At 69.8% G+C, this 16,528-nt stretch carries 16 protein-coding genes; 7 read left to right on the top strand and 9 right to left on the bottom strand.

The genetic code is table 11. The features are described from left to right. Positions 1 to 4: 4 nt before the first annotated feature. The 3 genes from EFK50_RS18110 to EFK50_RS18100 form a co-directional block, all read right to left on the bottom strand. Positions 5 to 700: a YcnI family copper-binding membrane protein gene (locus EFK50_RS18110; protein ID WP_123228988.1), complete on the bottom strand. Its 696-nt coding sequence runs from the start codon at positions 698 to 700 to the stop codon at positions 5 to 7. Positions 701 to 761: 61 nt separating this feature from the next. Then, entirely contained in the window at positions 762 to 1,313 is a 552-nt protein-coding gene (locus tag EFK50_RS18105) for a hypothetical protein (protein ID WP_123228987.1), read from the bottom strand. Positions 1,314 to 1,357: 44 nt separating this feature from the next. Next, entirely contained in the window at positions 1,358 to 1,969 is a 612-nt protein-coding gene (locus EFK50_RS18100) for a LysE family translocator (protein ID WP_123228986.1), read from the bottom strand. 51 nt (positions 1,970 to 2,020) lie between these two features. Between EFK50_RS18100 and EFK50_RS18095 the strand changes: the two genes are divergently transcribed. Next, positions 2,021 to 3,796 (top strand): glycoside hydrolase family 2 protein, encoded by a 1,776-nt coding sequence (locus EFK50_RS18095; protein WP_123228985.1) that lies wholly within the window; start codon positions 2,021 to 2,023, stop codon positions 3,794 to 3,796. On the opposite strand, the gene EFK50_RS18090 is transcribed toward EFK50_RS18095, so the two are convergent. Both EFK50_RS18090 and EFK50_RS18085 read right to left on the bottom strand, forming a co-directional pair. Next, the gene (locus tag EFK50_RS18090) at positions 3,793 to 4,443 is read right to left on the bottom strand and encodes an IMPACT family protein (protein WP_123228984.1); all 651 of its coding nucleotides are present in this window, start codon (positions 4,441 to 4,443) and stop codon (positions 3,793 to 3,795) included. The two genes, EFK50_RS18095 and EFK50_RS18090, sit on opposite strands and share 4 nt — an antisense overlap. Before the next feature lie 195 nt (positions 4,444 to 4,638). Beyond that, a complete protein-coding gene (locus EFK50_RS18085; RefSeq protein ID WP_123228983.1) occupies positions 4,639 to 6,042 on the bottom strand; it encodes a cystathionine beta-synthase in 1,404 nt (467 codons plus the stop codon). Positions 6,043 to 6,240: 198 nt separating this feature from the next. On the opposite strand from EFK50_RS18085, the gene EFK50_RS18080 reads away from it, so the two are divergent. Together EFK50_RS18080 and EFK50_RS18075 are read left to right on the top strand one after the other, a co-directional pair. Further along, positions 6,241 to 7,530, top strand: coding sequence for a peptidoglycan DD-metalloendopeptidase family protein (locus EFK50_RS18080; protein WP_123228982.1), 1,290 nt, complete (start codon positions 6,241 to 6,243; stop codon positions 7,528 to 7,530). Between the two features lie 78 nt (positions 7,531 to 7,608). Next, the gene (locus EFK50_RS18075; protein WP_123229110.1) at positions 7,609 to 8,652 is read left to right on the top strand and encodes an SGNH/GDSL hydrolase family protein; all 1,044 of its coding nucleotides are present in this window, start codon (positions 7,609 to 7,611) and stop codon (positions 8,650 to 8,652) included. On the opposite strand, the gene EFK50_RS18070 is transcribed toward EFK50_RS18075, so the two are convergent. After that, on the bottom strand, positions 8,649 to 9,479 hold the full coding sequence (locus EFK50_RS18070) for a Bax inhibitor-1/YccA family protein (RefSeq protein ID WP_123228981.1): 831 nt from the start codon (positions 9,477 to 9,479) through the stop codon (positions 8,649 to 8,651). The two genes, EFK50_RS18075 and EFK50_RS18070, sit on opposite strands and share 4 nt — an antisense overlap. Before the next feature lie 118 nt (positions 9,480 to 9,597). Continuing rightward, positions 9,598 to 11,094 (bottom strand): cellulase family glycosylhydrolase, encoded by a 1,497-nt coding sequence (locus EFK50_RS18065; protein ID WP_123228980.1) that lies wholly within the window; start codon positions 11,092 to 11,094, stop codon positions 9,598 to 9,600. A 76-nt stretch (positions 11,095 to 11,170) separates the two neighbouring features. On the opposite strand from EFK50_RS18065, the gene EFK50_RS18060 reads away from it, so the two are divergent. Further along, positions 11,171 to 11,821: a hypothetical protein gene (locus EFK50_RS18060; protein WP_123228979.1), complete on the top strand. Its 651-nt coding sequence runs from the start codon at positions 11,171 to 11,173 to the stop codon at positions 11,819 to 11,821. Positions 11,822 to 11,825: 4 nt separating this feature from the next. On the opposite strand, the gene EFK50_RS18055 is transcribed toward EFK50_RS18060, so the two are convergent. After that, positions 11,826 to 12,092, bottom strand: a complete 267-nt coding sequence (locus EFK50_RS18055; protein ID WP_123228978.1) for a hypothetical protein — start codon at positions 12,090 to 12,092, stop codon at positions 11,826 to 11,828. A 23-nt stretch (positions 12,093 to 12,115) separates the two neighbouring features. Beyond that, complete coding sequence (locus EFK50_RS18050) at positions 12,116 to 12,910, bottom strand: FAS1-like dehydratase domain-containing protein (protein ID WP_183407904.1); 795 nt, start codon at positions 12,908 to 12,910, stop codon at positions 12,116 to 12,118. Between the two features lie 121 nt (positions 12,911 to 13,031). Between EFK50_RS18050 and EFK50_RS18045 the strand changes: the two genes are divergently transcribed. From EFK50_RS18045 to EFK50_RS18035, 3 genes are all read left to right on the top strand, one after another. Then, a complete protein-coding gene (locus EFK50_RS18045) occupies positions 13,032 to 14,033 on the top strand; it encodes an AraC family transcriptional regulator (RefSeq protein ID WP_123228976.1) in 1,002 nt (333 codons plus the stop codon). Between the two features lie 9 nt (positions 14,034 to 14,042). Beyond that, a complete protein-coding gene (locus tag EFK50_RS18040; protein WP_123228975.1) occupies positions 14,043 to 15,125 on the top strand; it encodes a DNA adenine methylase in 1,083 nt (360 codons plus the stop codon). Positions 15,126 to 15,245: 120 nt separating this feature from the next. Continuing rightward, entirely contained in the window at positions 15,246 to 16,508 is a 1,263-nt protein-coding gene (locus EFK50_RS18035) for a glycoside hydrolase family 16 protein (protein WP_123228974.1), read from the top strand. Positions 16,509 to 16,528 lie beyond the last annotated feature (20 nt).

Raw genomic sequence — 16,528 nt, 5'->3', positions numbered from 1 at the left:
CAGGTCAGGCCTTCCGGGTCTTCGCCAGCGCGGCCGCCGCGGTCAGCAGACCGAGCGCACCCACGCCGAGACCGGCGTACCCGAGGCCCTTGGAGGCGCCTTCGTCGTCGGAGCCGGCCTCCTTGTCCGCGGCGGGCGTCGCGGACCCACCGTGGCCGTCACCCTCGGCGGCGGGCAGCACCTTGATGATCGGGGCCGGGTGCTCGGGCTCCTCGGCACCCTCCTCAACGACCTCGACCCAGTCGGTCTGACCCTTCTCGCACTTCTGGAGGGTCGGGAACGCCAGCGTCTTGCCGACGGCGTCGGGGACCTGGAAGGACAGCTCGAAGGCGTCCCGGTACCCGTCCGGAAGCGGCGACTTGGCCGTGTACACGACCGTCCCCACCCGCTCGGTGATCTCGTTGCCGTGGGCGTCCTTGATCGGCGTCGCCAGCTTCACCAGGTTCTTCTTGACGTCCCAGAGCGCGTTGCGGGTCGGGGTGACCGCGTTGATCTCCTCCGGGATCTGGATGGTGACGCTGGTCGTCGCCGTCCCGTCGCACCCGTGCGGGACGCTCAGGGTCGCCACGGTGTAGTCGCCGGCGGCGGCCTCTCCCGGGGTGATCGAGACGTGGGCGAGCGCCGGACCGACAGCGAGGGCGCTGAAGCCGATCACGGCGGCGGGCAGGGCGAGAAGGCGTGCGGTAGTACGTGCAGTCATGCTGAATCTCCTTGGATCGATGGGGTGGCAGGGCAGGCCGCGACCCGTCCTGACCCGGAGATCAGGACGACGCGGCGAGCACCCCCGGCGGCCCTCGACGTGGAGCGACGCAGAGCAGCGGCAGCCGGGGACGCGTGGTCCGCGGCTCGTCGTGGTGACGGTCGCCGCGCAGCAGCGGCAGGGCGACGACGGCCGGGAAGACCCGGATCCAGGTGGCGACCGCGGCGACCACGTGCTCCTGGACGAGCAGCACGATCGCGGTGACCACGGTGGTGACCAGGTGGGCCCAGAACATCACCGGGGTCATCTGCCAGAGGTGCTCGCCGGTGACGGTCATCGACATTCCGGCATGGGTCGGCTGGACCGCCTCGAGGGCGGAGTGCAGCCCGAGCTGCGCCAGCAGCACGAACGGGACGACGACCCCGACCCGGAGCACCCGGCCGAAGGTCAGCGCGGCGGCGACGAACACCATCGCGGCGAAGCCCAGCAGGAAGCCCGGGGCCGGCAGGTGGCCGCCGGCGAGCACGTGCGCGGCAGCGGTCAGCGCGGTGATCTCGAGGGCGGCGACGGCGCTGCGGTGCGCCGTACGCGCCTCCCACCTCGTCCGCCTCATGCGGAGATTCTTGCAAACGGCCGTTTCCGGCCGGATCCCAGGACCTAGCGGGACTCGAACGCCAGCCGGGCACCGAGCCCGGCGAAGCAGACCGCGAACGTCTTCCGGATCCGGTCCACGATCACCGGCCGCGCCAGCACCTGGTCCCGCAGCAGCGCCGCGCAGGCGCCGTACAGGGCGAAGACGACGAAGGTCAGCGCCATGAAGATCCCGCTCAGCGCCAGCATGTGCCAGGTCGCGTGCGCGCTGCCGGCCGGGACGAACTGCGGCAGGAACGCGATGAAGAAGAGCGTCAGCTTCGGGTTCAGCAGGTTGATCGTGACCCCGGTGACGAGCACCGAGCGCCAGGACCGCGGAGCGGACTCCGCCTCGACGGTCAGCACGCCCCGGTCGCGCCAGGTGTTCCAGGCCATCCAGAGCAGGTAGCCGACGCCGAGGTACTTGATGGTCTCGAACGCGACCCCGCTCGCGTGCAGCAGCGCGGCCAGCCCGGTGATCGCGGCCACCAAGTGCGGGACGGTGCCGAGCGTGCTCGCGAACGCAGCCAGCAGCGCCGCGCGGGTGCCCCGGGTCAGCCCGGCGGCGATCGTGTACAGCGCACCGGTCCCGGGCGTCGCCACGATCACGAGCGCGGTGATCAGGAAGGTGAGGCTCATCCTGGGGATGGTAATCGGATCCCGGGCATCGTGCCGCCTATCCTCGGGTCCGTGCTGACCCGCTGGGGGCGTGACCTCGACCCGGACCGTCCGCTGCCGGAGTACCCCCGCCCGCAGCTGGTCCGGGGACCGTCGAGCTGGGTGAACCTCAACGGCCGCTGGGAGTACGCCTTCGGCGGCATCGACCGCCCCGAGCACCCGGACGGCCGGATCGTGGTGCCGTTCTCACCGGAAGCCGCACTCTCCGGGGTCGGCCGGCAGCTCCAGCCCGACGAGTGGCTCTGGTACCGGCGTACCGGCGTCGCGGCCCCGGCCGGCGATCGGGTCCTGGCGCACTTCGGCGCGGTCGACCAGACCTGCACCGTCTGGGTCAACGGCACCGAGGTCGGCAGCCACACCGGCGGCTACCTGCCCTTCACGATCGACATCACCGACGCCCTGGTCGCCGGGTCGCAGACGATCGAGGTACGCGTCCGCGACCTCTCCGAGACCGGTCCGCACGCGCGCGGCAAGCAGCGCCTCGACCGCGGCCGGATCTGGTACACCGCCCAGTCCGGGATCTGGCAGACGGTCTGGCTGGAGGCGGTGCCGAGCCGGTACGTCGAGGAGCTGCGGATCGTGCCCGACGTCGAGGGCGCGACCTTGGCGGTGACGGTTCAGGCGTCTCGACAGGCTCGACGTCCGGACATCGCGGACGAGGGCGCGGACCTCGAGCCGGTCGAGATGCCCGCACACGTCCGCGTCCTGGACCACGGCACCGTAGTCGCAGAATCCACCGGCCCCGCCGGCACTCCCCTGCGGCTCCCGATCCCGCACCCCCGCCTCTGGTCCCCCGCCGACCCGTTCCTCTACGACCTCGAGATCACCTACGGCGACGACAGCATCACCTCGTACGCCGCGATGCGCTCCTTCGGGATCGGCGAGGACGACCGGGGCCGGCGCCGGTTCCTGCTCAACGGCGAGCCGATCCAGCACGTCGGCGTCCTGGACCAGGGCTACTGGCCCGACGGGCTGCTCACCGCACCCGCCGACGAGGCGATGGTGCACGACATCAGCACGATGAAGGACCTCGGCTTCACGATGCTGCGCAAGCACGCCAAGGTCGAGCCGCTGCGCTGGTACCACCACTGCGACCGGCTGGGGATGCTGGTCTGGCAGGACGTGGTCAACGGCGGCGGCCGCTACCGGGAGCTGACCGCGAACCTCCCGGCACGCTGGCCGATCCGGCTCTCCGACCGGCGCTACCCGCTCTTCTTCCGCGACGACGCGGCCGCCCGCGAGGAGTTCCGCGACGAGGTACGCCGGACCGTCGCCCTGCTCGCGAACACCGCCTCGGTCTGCGTCTGGACCCCGTTCAACGAGGCCTGGGGGCAGTTCGACGCGAACGAGATCGCCGCCGAGGTCGCGGCGCTCGACCCGACCCGGGCGGTCAACCACGTCAGCGGCTGGATCGATCAGGGCGGCGGCGACGTGAAGAGCTACCACAGCTACCTCCGGCCGTTCCGGCTCCGGACCCGCCGCCGGGAGCGCCGGGTGCACGCCCTGACCGAGTACGGCGGCCACAGCCTCCAGGTGGCCGGCCACGACTGGAGCAGCACGGAGTTCGGCTACCGGCACTGCGAGACGCCCGCCGAGCTCGCCGCCGGTTTCGTCGCCCTGCACGTCGACGAGATCGCGCCCGCCGTGGAGCGCGGTCTGGCCGCCACCGTCTACACCCAGCTCAGCGACATCGAGGACGAGCTGAACGGACTGCTCACCTGGGACCGCGAGGTGCTGAAGATCCCGGCCGACGTCATCCGGGCGACGCTCGGAACGATCAGGGACTAGGAGCTCAGCGGGGCATCCACCCAGCGCCGGCCCCGGTGGAACAGCTCCGCGGTGCCCTCGGTGAGCTCGGCGACGATCTCGGTGGCAACTCCGACCGCCTGCATCGGGACCGCGAGCTCGAGGGTCGCCATGTCGGTGTAGTCGATCCGGAGCACCTTGGTGCCGCGCGCGCGGAGCTCGTGCTCCAGCCGGCCGGCCGCGGCCAGGTCGACGGTCACCTCGCAGAGCTCCTGCTCGACGCGCTGGATCAGGGTGGTGGCCTCGAACGCGGCACGCACTGCGTCGCCGTACGCGCGGGTCAGGCCGCCGGTGCCGAGCAGGGTGCCGCCGAACCACCGCGACACCACCGCCACCACGTCGCTGACCTCACGACCGCGGAGCACCTCCAGCATCGGGGCGCCACCCGTGCCCGGCGGCTCGCCGTCGTCGTGGGACCGCTCCACCGCGCGGGACGGCCCGAGGATGAAGGCGGAGCAGTGGTGCCGCGCTCCCCAGTTCTCCTTGCGGGCCTGCTCGATCACGCTGCGCGCCGACATCTCGTCGTCGACCCGCACCAGGGCGCAGCGGAACCGGGACCGGGAGACCTCGACCTCGGCGACTCCGTCCGCGGCGAGCGTGAGGTAGCTGGCGCCGGACCCTTGACTCATGCAGCGAACCCCTTGCTGACGAAGCAGGTATGAGGTGGTGGCGGGGTACCCCTCCCAGGATCACCCCGCCACCTGATCCGTTGTGCGCCTGGCCAGAGGCCGGCGCTGCACCCCAACGGATCCCGGCCGGCGCCCGTGTGGGGTACGGGCGCGACTGACCGATTTACCCACTTTAGAACATGACCGGTCGAACCACTAACGGAAACTCACCAGGAATGTCAGCAGATCGGCGCGGGTGAGAACCCCGATCGGCCGGCCGTCCTCCTGGACGAGCAGCGCGTCGGCGGATCCGAGGGAGGAAATCGCCTCCGCGACACCCGCCGAGGCACCGATCGTCGGCAGCGGCGAGCTCATGTGCGCCTCGACCTGGTCGGCGAGCTTGGCGTCGCCGGCGAACAGCGCATCCAGCAGCGCCCGCTCCGAGACCGAGCCGGCGACCTCGGCCGCCATCACCGGCGGCTCGGCGCGGACCACCGGCATCTGGGAGACGCCGTACTCGCGGAGGATGTGGATCGCCTCGGCGACGGTCTCGGTCGGGTGGGTGTGCACCAGGTCCGGCAATCCGCCGGACTTGCCGCGAAGCACCTCGCCGACGGTCTGGTCGTCCTTCGCGGCCAGGAATCCGTACTGCGCCAGCCAGTCGTCGTTGAAGACCTTGGTCAGGTAGCCGCGACCGGAGTCGGGCAGCAGCACCACGATCACCGCGTCGGCGCCGGTCCCGTCGGCAGCGAGCTCCGCGGCCAGCTTCGCGGCGGCGAACGCGGCCATCCCGGACGAGCCGCCGACGAGCAGGCCCTCCTCGCGCGCCAGTCGCCGGGTGAAGGAGAAGGAGTCCGCGTCGGAGACCTCGATCACCCGGTCGGCGACGGTGCGGTCGTAGGTGTCGGGCCAGAAGTCCTCGCCGACGCCCTCGACCAGGTAGGGGCGGCCGGTGCCGCCGGAGTAGACCGAGCCGGCCGGGTCGGCACCGATGACCTGGATCGCGGGGTTCTGCTCCTTGAGGTACTTGCCGACGCCGCTGATCGTGCCGCCGGTGCCCATGCCGCAGACGAAGTGGGTGATCTTCCCGTCGGTCTGTCGCCAGATCTCCGGGCCGGTGTCCTCGTAGTGCGATCGCGGGTTGTTCGGGTTGGAGTACTGGTCCGGCTTCCACGCTCCGGGCTGCGAGGCGAGCCGGTCCGAGACGTTGTAGTAGCTGTCCGGGTGCTCGGGAGCGACCGCGGTCGGGCAGACGACCACCTCCGCGCCGTACGCCTTGAGGACGTTGCGCTTGTCCTCGCTGACCTTGTCCGGGCAGACGAAGACGCACTTGTACCCGCGCTGCTGAGCAACCAGGGCGAGCCCGACGCCGGTGTTGCCCGAGGTCGGCTCGACGATGGTGCCGCCGGGCTGGAGCGCCCCGGACGCCTCTGCCGCGTCGATCATCCGGCGGGCGATCCGGTCCTTCACCGAGCCGCCCGGATTGAGGTACTCGACCTTGGCGAGCACGAGGGGGCCCTGGGAGTCGGCAGGGGTGGCGGCCGGGCGGTCCAGGGTCCTGTCGAGCTTGACCAGCGGGGTGTTGCCGATCAGGTCGAGAAGCGAGTTCGCGTAGTCCATAGGGCTCAAGATAGTCGGCCCGGCGCCGACTATCAGAACGGGCTACTTTCGCGAATCTGAGTATTACATCGTTGTAGTTTGCAAGCACCAACACGCCCCACGAGCAACTTTTTTTCACTCAGACCCCAATTTTCCCAAAATTCGGTCCATACTCGGACCGAGTCGAATTCCCCCAGCCTTTGACCAGCAGGAGATCTCATGTCCTTCCCCCGTCCTTCGCGGACCCTCAGCGCCGCCCTCGTCGGTGTCGTGGCCGCGACCGCGCTGGTCGCGATCAACCCGGGGGGTGTCGTCCTCTCCTCCGCGAAGCGCACCGTGCCCGTCGAGCAGCGGGCCTCCGAGGCCCCGAACGTGTTCTTCCCGGTGGTCAGCAAGTACGCCAGGGACCGGAAGACCTTCGGCAAGCGTCCCGGCACCGAGATCCAGGCGCCGTGCGGCGCTGCGGTCCGGGCGGCCACCGCCGGCACCGTGCTGCTCAGCTCGTCGCCGACCAGCGGACCGAACCTGGTCCGCGTCGTGACCAGCCGCGGCAAGCTCACCACCTACTACGGCTACATGCGCAGGGCCCGGGTGACCAACGGCCAGATCGTCGCTGCCGGTCAGCAGCTCGGCAACGTCGGCGACCTCGGCATCGCGAAGAAGTGCTCGCTCTACTTCGCGATCACCAACGGCTTCAGCGGCGTGATCAAGATCGACCCGTCGCGCTGGCTCAACAACTACGTCGGCAAGCCGGTGCCGCAGACCTCGCTCTTCGACAACAACGGGTTCGTGCTGGCGAGCTTCAACGCCCTCGGCGCCAGCCACACCCCGAGCGCACGCTACGCCGGCTACGCGTCCCGGACACCGAAGCAGGTCGCGATGCTCGCCGGCTACAACGTCGACGTGGTCGGGCTCCAGGAGTTCGAGCGGGTCCAGCGGACCTCGTTCCTGGCGGCGGCCAAGGGCACCTACGACATCTACCCGGCGGTGACCGACAAGAACTCGGCCAACTCGATCATCTGGCGCAAGTCCACGATGGAGTTCGTGAGCGCGGAGACGATCGGGGTCCCCTACTTCCAGGGCCGGATCTGGCAGATGCCGGTGGTGCTGCTCAAGCACAAGGCCAGCGGCCGGATGGCGTACTTCATCAACGTGCACAACCCGGCGTCGATCCGGAAGTACGGCGACCAGAGCAAGTGGCGCGCCAAGGCGATCGCGATCGAGAAGGCCAAGGTCGTCGAGCTCCGCAAGACCGGACGCGCGGTCTTCCTCACCGGTGACCTCAACGACCGGACCAAGGCGTTCTGCCCGCTCACCGAGGGCAAGCTGATGATCTCGGCGAACAGCGTTCCGTCGATGGCCTGCGCCCCGCCGAAGACCCTCTGGATCGACTGGGTGTTCGCGGCCGGTCCGGCCCGGTTCACGTCCTACGTCAAGGACATGAAGCCGAAGAACGCCAGGATCTCCGACCACCCGATCATCCTCACCAAGGCCTACCTGGCCGAGTGATCCCCGATCCTCCAAGGGTGAGTCGGCGCGCTGGGGGCGCGTCGGCTCACCCTTGGACTGCGTTCTAGGGTGGTCCGGGTGGGACGAGCCGCTGCCGCACGAAAGCTAGCCTCCGCCGCCGCATACGGCGGTGGCGGCCTCTCGGTCCTGGGGGCATCGCTGTACGGCCTGCTCCGGGCCGAGGCGAAGGTCGCCCGCAAGGCGATCGGCCGGCTCGAGGGCCGGGTGCCGGACGCCACCGGCTGGTACGGCCGCGGCCGGCCCGGGCCGGCCATCAAGGTCGCCCTGCTCGGCGACTCCAGCGCGGCCGGGTACGGCGTCACGACCGTCGAGGACACCCCCGGCGCGATGCTCGGCTCCGGGATCGCCGCCCAGGCCAATCGGCGGGTCCACCTGGGCGCGTTCTGCCTCTCCGGGGCCAAGTCCAGCGACCTGGTCGGCCAGGTCGGTGCGGCCCTGCCGACCGAGCCCGACCTCGCGGTGATCCTGATCGGCGCGAACGACGTCACCCACCGGATGCTGCCCTCGGAATCGGTCCGCTTCCTCTCCGAAGCGGTCCGCCACCTCCAGGACGCGGGGGTCGCGGTCGTCGTCGGCACCTGCCCGGATCTCGGCACCGTCCGGCCGATCCCCCAACCGCTGCGTCAGGTCGCCCGCCGTTGGTCCCGGAGGCTCGCGGCAGCCCAGACCATCGCCGTCGTCGAGGCCGGCGGGCGCACCGTCTCGCTCGGCTCGATCCTCGGCCCGGAGTTCGACGCCGCCCCGGCGGTCCTGTTCGGCCCGGACCGGTTCCACCCGTCAGCGGCGGGCTACGCCTGGATGGTCGGCGTCCTGCTCCCCTCGGCACTCGCGGCGCTCGGGCTCAGCCCCGACGACCAGGCCGACACCCGTCGCAGCGAGGGCCTGCGCTCGATCAGCAAGGCCGCCGTGCACGCCAGCAAGAACCCCGGCACCGAGGTCGACGGTACCGAGGTGGCCGGATCGGCCCGCGGCCCCGGCGGCCGCTGGGTGCTCCAGCTCCGCCGCCGCTGGCTCAAGGCCGAGAACGCCGAAGCGCCCGGCTCCGAGGAAACGGAACCGGGCGCCGAAGGCTCGGACGTCGAGCCTGCCGGGACGACTTAGTCGTTGCCCCGCAGAATCGCAAGGATCCGCAGGATTTCGATGTAGATCCAGACGATCGTCACGGTCAGGCCGAAGGCCGCACGCCAGGACTCCCGCTCCGGGAGGCCGGCCGAGATGCCGCGCTCGACGAAGTCGAAGTCGAGGATCAGCATCAGCACACCGATCGCCAGACCGACGACGCTCATCAGCAGGCCGAGCGGGCCGAAGCCGTTGAAGCCCATCTCGGCGTTGAAGAAGCCCAGCACGACGTCGAGCAGGGTGACGGCGACGAAGCCGAACATCATCCCGATGACCCACTTGCGGAACTTGCTGCCGACCTGGATGTCGAACACCTTGTACGCCGTCAGGGTGCCGGCGACCGCGGCGACCGTGCCGAGCACCGCGCCGACGACGAGGCCGTCGCCGAAGTTGGCCTCCATCACCTTGCTGAAGGCCCCCACCGCGACACCCTGGAACGCGGCGTACGCGATCACCAGGGCCGGGCTGACGACCTTCTTGAAGGAGTTGACCATCGACAGCGCGAAGCCGCCGAGGGCACCGACGATGCTCAACGCGTAGAGCCGGGAGGTGACATCGCTGTCGACCAGCCCTGTGGTCTGGTCGAAGATGTCACCGGTCAGGACCCAGGTTGCCGCAGCCGCGAGCACGACGATCCCGAGGGTGATGCCGGTCTTCTGGACGACGGAGTCGATGGTCATCCGCCCGGTCCCGGAGCCGGTGTGCGTCGACGGGGCGCCGTACGCGGGCTCGTTGAAGTCCGCGTACGTCGTGCCGCCCTTGCCGTTGAAGGCGTCGTTGCGGCTGAAGACGGGGTTGCTGCTCTGCATGGTCTCCTCCTTGGAGGCCGGACCGGCTCACCACTGTGGCGCCGGCGTGACGTACCGATCCTAGCGATGCGTCACTCCCTTCAACGAAGGGCGCCGGGGCGGTGTTCCCGGGGAGACGCTACGGGTTCGGCGTGATCGTCACCTTGACGACACCGGCAGAGCCCACCGTCAGGTCGACGTACGAGCCGTTCTTGACGACGGTGCCGGTGCTGGTGGTCACCGTGTACCCGTGCGGCGCGGTGATCGGGCTGACGAAGATCCGGGTCGGCGCGTCGATCGACGGGTCCGCCTTGTAGGACATCGTGAACTTCCCGGTCGCCGAGTCGTAGGCGTAGACCAGGTCGGTGCCGGCGGTGGCCTGCGGGTAGGTCCGGACCAGCTCCTTGAGCTTGTCGGCCTTCACGTCGGCCAGGTCGGCGTCGTTGTGGAACAGACCCTGCTTGGTGTCCGCCGTGGTCGGGTCGTTCCAGTACTTGTACGCCCAGTACAGCCAGCCCATGTTGTTGGTGTCCGCCGCCTCGGCGTCGATCTGGAGCGCCCGGATGTTGTCGCTGGCGCCCCACTCGGTCATCAACGGCACCGCGTTCATCTCGGCGGCCTGGGCCAGCGCGTGGTTGTTGCGGTTCTTGGCGAAGCCCTTGCAGGACTCGGTCAGCGGCACCGGGATGCCGGTGGACTCGGCGAAGGTCGCGAAGCAGTAGCTGTGCCAGGACAGGCCCAGGTTCTGCTCCCCCGGCACCGCCTTGAGGTGCGTGGGCAGCAGCAGGCCGGAGGAGAGCTGCTGCGGCTCGTACCAGACGATGTTGTCCGGGTCGACGCTGCGGATCCCGGCCAGCGCCTTGTTCTGCGCCGGCTGGAGCTCCTTCGCGTACGTCGACGGGCAGCCCGCGAGCAGGATGCAGCTGGTCCACTCCAGGCCGGCCCACGGCTCGTTGATCAGGTCGTAGCCCATCGAGTAGGGCTGGTCCTTGTAGTGGTCGGCGACCTGCTTCCAGTAGGTCACCCAGTGGTCGAGCAGGTTGTTCTTGTTGGCCCAGAAGTTGTCGTAGACGGTGGAGACCTCAGGGGTCCAGTAGCCGAACGGGAACGGCGCCTTGAGCACCGGGAACAGCGAGAACGGCGCCGGCCGCTTCATCGCCCAGTTCGGGACGCCCTCGCCGCCGTACGTCTCGTGCCACATGTCCTGGTGCATGTCGAACTGCATCCAGATGCCCTTGTCCGCCATCAGGTCGACGACCCGGTCCCACTTGTCGAAGTAGCTCTGGTCGACGACGCCCGGTGCGGTCGGGTTGACGCCCGGCCAGAGCACGCCGAGGCGGGCGCCGTTGAAGCCGTGCTCGTAGAGCCAGTCCGCATCGGCCTGGGTGAATCCCTCCGGCGTGTTCGGCGGGACGTACGGCGCCTTCTTCCAGACGAAGTTCAGCCCGTGCACGATCACCAGCCGACCCTTCTCGTCGACCAGGTACCGGCCGTCGCGCTGGAGCTGGGGCGTCGGCCCGGCCACCGGTTCCGGGTCGGCGGACGCGTTGCCGCTCGACCCGAGGGTCAGCGCGGTGACGACGGCGAGCAGGGCGGTGGCTGCGGCCAGGAGCCGCGCGCGGTGGGTCGACCTCATGTGAACTGAAACGAGTTCTAGCCCGTGGGGTTACCCCCGTCACACCCGGACGCCCGGTATGCCGGATGATCTACCGGTGACCGACGCCGCCGACCTGCCCGAACTGACCGACTTGGACGCCCCGATCCCGGCACCGCTGCAGATCGGGTACGACGAGTTCGGGATGCGGTTCATGAACCTGGTGCTGCACCGCGACCGGGTGATGGAGTCGATCAACCGGGTCCTCGGCGACGAGTTCCAGCTCGGCCCGATCGGTGCCGGCCCGGGGCGGAAGGTCGCCAAGGTGACTGCGAACGGCACCTTCGGCAAGGCGTACGGCGAGGCGCTGGCCGATGTCGTCGGCTACGAGGTGAACCTGCCGGTCGACGTGGCCTTCCACCTCGACCTGGGCGTGGACATGCTCCGGTTCAACGCCGAGGTGGTGCTGCCGCTGCGGCTGACGATGGAGCTGGTCGAGCCCCTGACGATCCTGTGGCACATCGCGCCGCCGGACCCGGACGACGTCGTGATGACGGTGGCCTCGGACAGCCGTCGGGCCGCGGTGCTGCAGAAGCTGACCGGGCTGGACGGCGAGCTGCGCCGGTTCATCGTCCGGTTCGTCGACCGGGAGCTGGAGAAGCCTCACGTGCGGAAGGCGATGCGGATCGACCTGGTGACCCTGATCGACAACGCCTGGGAGCACATCGCCGAGCAGTTCATGCCGAACAGCCCGGACGACCGGAGCTAGGTGCCTAGCTGGGCAGCGGGGACATCCCCGCGGCCACCAGCGCCACGCCGATGCACCCGGCAGCCATCGCGCCGAAGATGATGCCCATCCCGTAGGCACCGGTGTTCTCGCCGGCCAGGCAGATCAGGCCGAGGATCACCGAGGCCAGCGCGACCAGGATCAGTCGCTGGTCGGAGGGCGCGATGAAGATCCAGAGCATGTTCACCAGCAGCGAGACCACGGTCGCGAGGATCAGGTCGGAGCGATCGCTGGTCTGCTTGCCACTGTCCATGGCTGAAATCTACGTCGGCCGCCTCAACCGATCGGAAGCGGGCTGGCCACCTCGGCCCAGCCGTCGCGGACCAGCAGCCGACGACCGGCCGCGACCTCGAACCCGTACGTCGCCGGCCTGCCGTCGCCGGTCGACCAGATCCCGGTGGCCAGCATGTCCCCGCTGAACCCGGGATCCACGAACCGGCAGGCCAGCCGGGTCAGCCGCTCCGGGTCGTCCGGGCACATGCTGCGGACCATCGCGCGCTCGGCGATCGCCAGCGTCTGAAGCTCGGGAATCGCGGCTCCGTCCGACCCGTAGCGGGCCTCCTCGCCGACGACGGTCAGGCCGCCCGCGGATCCGGCGGCCCGGTCCTCGCGCGGCACCCGGTCCCCGCGCCACCGCGGCCAGACCACATCGTGGACAACGGCCTCCGCAAATTGCAGAACCACGAGATCACCGGACGTTTCGCGTGTCTCCACTTGCGTACTGATCGCCAGACCAGAGGAGCAGGCGTGCATGCCGATCACCCGTGCCCGAGTCCAGACCACGTCGTCAGCCGCGAGATGCCGCCGGACCCGGATGTCACTCTCGCGCACCCGCAGCCGGGGCAGTCGCTTCGCCGGGACGACCGCTGCCAACGCCTGCCGGAACGCCGAGGCCATCGCCACCGGAACGAACGCCAACGGCGCCCGATCGCCCCGGAGGTAGGTCGGCACGGTGTCGCCGATCGCCTCGGCGAAGGCGGTGAGCCGTTCACGACGTACGACGTACTTGAGAGCCGGGGTCCAGCGTCCGATGCACGAGCGACCGGCCTGGGTCCGCGTCCTGGTGTCCACCACGATTGCCATCCCTCCCGAGCAGTGCCCCCTCCTGGGCGACCTCCTGCCTCCCAAGGTAGGAACTCGGCTTCCGGGACCGCCATGACCGCGACGTCCCTGTTCGAGGACGGCAACGGACATGGCTGAGCTGACGATCCCGGTCCCGTTCCTGCGGGCGGCGCTCCGGAGCGTGGCCGCGACCGGGGTCGACGTCGAGGCGGCACTCCGGCACGCCGGTATCCCGAGCGCGCTGCTCCGCGACAACCGGGCCCGGCTCGCGCCGAAGCAGGTGGCCAAGCTGATCCGCCGGCTCTGGCGGCTCAGCGGCGACGACATGCTGGGCATGGGCAGTGCGGTCAGCCCGCGCGGGACCTTGCAGCTGCTGGCGCACGCGCTGGTCGGGCCGGGCGACGTACGGGACCTGCTCACCCGGATGATCGCGCTCCAGGGCGCGATCGCGGGGGCCCCGCAGGTGAGCCTGACGGAGGGGCCCGAGCTGGCGCGGGTCGAGGTCGACGCCAGCCGGCTCAACGACCCGGACCACCTCGCGCTCGACTTCTCGCTGGTCGTGATGCAGCGGTTCACGAGCTGGCTGATCGGCCAGCCGCTGCGGTTCCACCAGGTCGAGCTCCCCTACCCGGCTCCGGCGATCGCCCGCGAGTACGAGGTGATGTTCGGGTGCCCGGTGACCTTCGGCGGGCCGGTCGCGGCGATCACGTTCTGCTCGACGATGCTGGACGCCCCCGCGATCCGGACGATCGCCGAGCTCGAGGAGTACCTGCGCCGGTCGCCGGAGGACCTGCTCTCGCAGCGCGAGTACGGGAGCCTGCCCTCCTCGCGGGTCCGCGCGGCCCTCGAGTCCGGCCTGTACCGGAATCAGTGGCCGGACGCCGAGGAGGTGGCGGCCACGTTGTCGGTGAGCAGCGGCCACCTGCGGCGGATGCTCCGCAACGAGGGCACGTCCCTGGGACTGATCAAGGAGGAGCTGCTGCGCGACAGCGCGATCACCGCGATGGCGCGGGGGGCCAGCATCGAGGAGGTCGCGCACCAGCTCGGCTTCTCCGAGGCGAGCGCCTTCCGGCGGGCATTCAAGCGGTGGACCGGGTCCACGCCCACGGCGTACCGGATCGGTGGGCCGTAGCCTGGGCAGGTGATCAAGTACGTGGGGTCGAAGCGGACCCTCGTCCCGGTGCTCGGCGACATCGCCGAGCGGGTCGGGGCGAGGACCGCCGTCGACCTCTTCACCGGCACCACCCGGGTCGCGCAGGAGTTCAAGGCGCGCGGGCTCACGGTGACGGCCACGGACCTCGCCACCTACAGCGAGATCCTCAGCGACTGCTACATCGCCACCGACGCCGGCACGGTCGACCTCCAGGAGCTCGACAACGAGCTCAAGCGGCTGAACGCGCTGCCGGGAACGCCGGGCTACTTCACCGAGACGTTCTGCGTCCGGTCCCGGTTCTTCCAGCCGCAGAACGGTGCCCGGGTCGACGCGATCCGCGACGCCCTGGAGTCCGACTACCGCGGGACGCCGCTCTACCCGATCCTGCTGACCAGCCTGATGCTGGCCGCCGACCGGGTCGACTCCACCACCGGCATCCAGATGGCGTACCTGAAGAACTGGGCGCCGCGGGCGTTCAACGACCTCGAGCTCCGCCGGCCGGACCTGCTGCCCGGCCCGGGGCGCACCGTGCGCGGCGACGCGACGGTCACCGTCGACGAGCTCGACCGGGTCGACCTGATGTACCTGGACCCGCCGTACAACCAGCACCGGTACTTCACGAACTACCACATCTGGGAGACCCTGGTCCGCTGGGACGAGCCGGAACCGTACGGCGTCGCCTGCAAGCGGATCGACAGTCGCGACGAGGAGACCAAGAGCGTCTTCAACTCCAAGCGCCAGATGGCGCCGGCGTTCGCGGACGTGCTGCGCCGAGCCAGGGCCGAGGTCGTGGTGGTCTCCTACAACGACGAGTCCTGGATCACCGCCGAGCAGATGATGCACGCCTTGCAGGAGGCCGGCCACGAGGACGTCCGGATGGTCGCCTTCGACTCCAAGCGGTACGTCGGCGCCCAGATCGGCATCTTCAACCCCTCCGGCGAGAAGGTCGGCGAGGTCAAGCGGCTCCGCAACGTCGAGTACGTCTTCATCGCCGGCCCGACCGAGAAGGTCGAGGCGGGGATCAGCGCGGCACAGGCGAACCCGAAGAGCCTGGACGTCGCGCCGGGCTAGGCACGATCACGGCGTTTTTCAAACAACACGCGCGTTGGAAACGCATTTCGAGACTCTGTTCTGCGAGCATCGGCCCGAGCCGTCGACTTCCCCCACTCGGACGGCAAGGAGTAGCGCGCCATGTTCCGAGTCTTTTTGATCGTCGTCACGGTCTCGATCACCCTGGTGGTCACCGGCTGGGGCAGCGACCTCCTCCAGAGCACCTCACCGGGCAATCAGCTCGTGAACGGGGACAAGGCTCCCGCCAGGAAGTTCCTGGCGCGGCCCGCCGTACGGGTGCTCTCGGCGCCGGAGAAGCTGATCCTGGGTGAGACCAGTGCTGTCGACGTCCAGGCCGAGGCACCGGCCGCGCCGGGCGACCGGATCCAGCTGATGACTACCGGCGCGGCGGGCCTCGGCTACGTCCGGATCAGCCAGGGCGTCCTCGACGAGGACCTGCGGGCCACGCTCAAGGTCACCAGTCGCGACTACACCGGTTCGTTCCGGTACTGGGGGCGGATCCCCGCGACCGGCAGGTATCTCCAGGGCGAGAGCGCTACGTTCACGATCGGCTTCGAACGACTCAAGCCGCCGGTGGATCCGCCGGCCGCGACCTGCGGTGGAGCCGCTCCCCTGAAGGCCGACGGAAGCCCGTGGACGTGCACCTACGACGACGAGTTCGAGGGCACCGCGCTGGACCGGCGTTACTGGGTCCCGCACACCGGCGGCTCCACGTCCGGCACCCGGTCGATGTTCGCCTGCGCGATGGACAGCCCCGACACGATCGCCGTCGCGGACGGCAACCTGGAGCTCTCGCTCGTCGAGCTGCCGGCTCCGCGCGACTGCACCCGGACGAAGTCGTCGAAGTTCGCCTACGGGCAGGTGATGCACTACGAGACCTTCGCCCAGACCTACGGCAAGTACGAGGTGCGGGCGAAGCTGCCCGACATCCGGGTGCCGGGTGTCCAGCAGTCGTTCTGGCTGTGGCCGAAGAAGAACACCTACGGGCCGTGGCCGATGTCGGGCGAGATCGACTTCGCCGAGATCTACAGCTCGCGGCCCAACCTGGATCGCCCCTACATCCACTACCTGCCCGGCGAGAAGGCCAAGGGCTCGAACCTGAACGTGCGCACCGCCAACTGCGAGATCAACCCCGGCGAGTACAACACGTACGGCGTGGAGTGGGAGCCGCGACGGATCACCGTGCTGCTCAACGGCGAGGTCTGCTTCATCAACGACTACCGCTCCGCAGCGGCCGCCGTACACGGTCCGAACTCGCCGTTCGACAAGCCGTTCTACTTCCTGATGAACCAGGCGATGGGCACGGTCGGCAACGTCTACGACCCCGCGGTCGTCCCCGACAAGGTCACCACCAAGGTCGACTACGTCCGCATCTGGAAGTGAGTCGACCGGAGCAAGGGCAG

This window comes from Nocardioides marmoriginsengisoli, assembly GCF_003725695.1.
Taxonomy (GTDB): domain Bacteria; phylum Actinomycetota; class Actinomycetes; order Propionibacteriales; family Nocardioidaceae; genus Marmoricola; species Marmoricola marmoriginsengisoli.
This window is presented reverse-complemented; position numbering and strand designations above follow the sequence as displayed.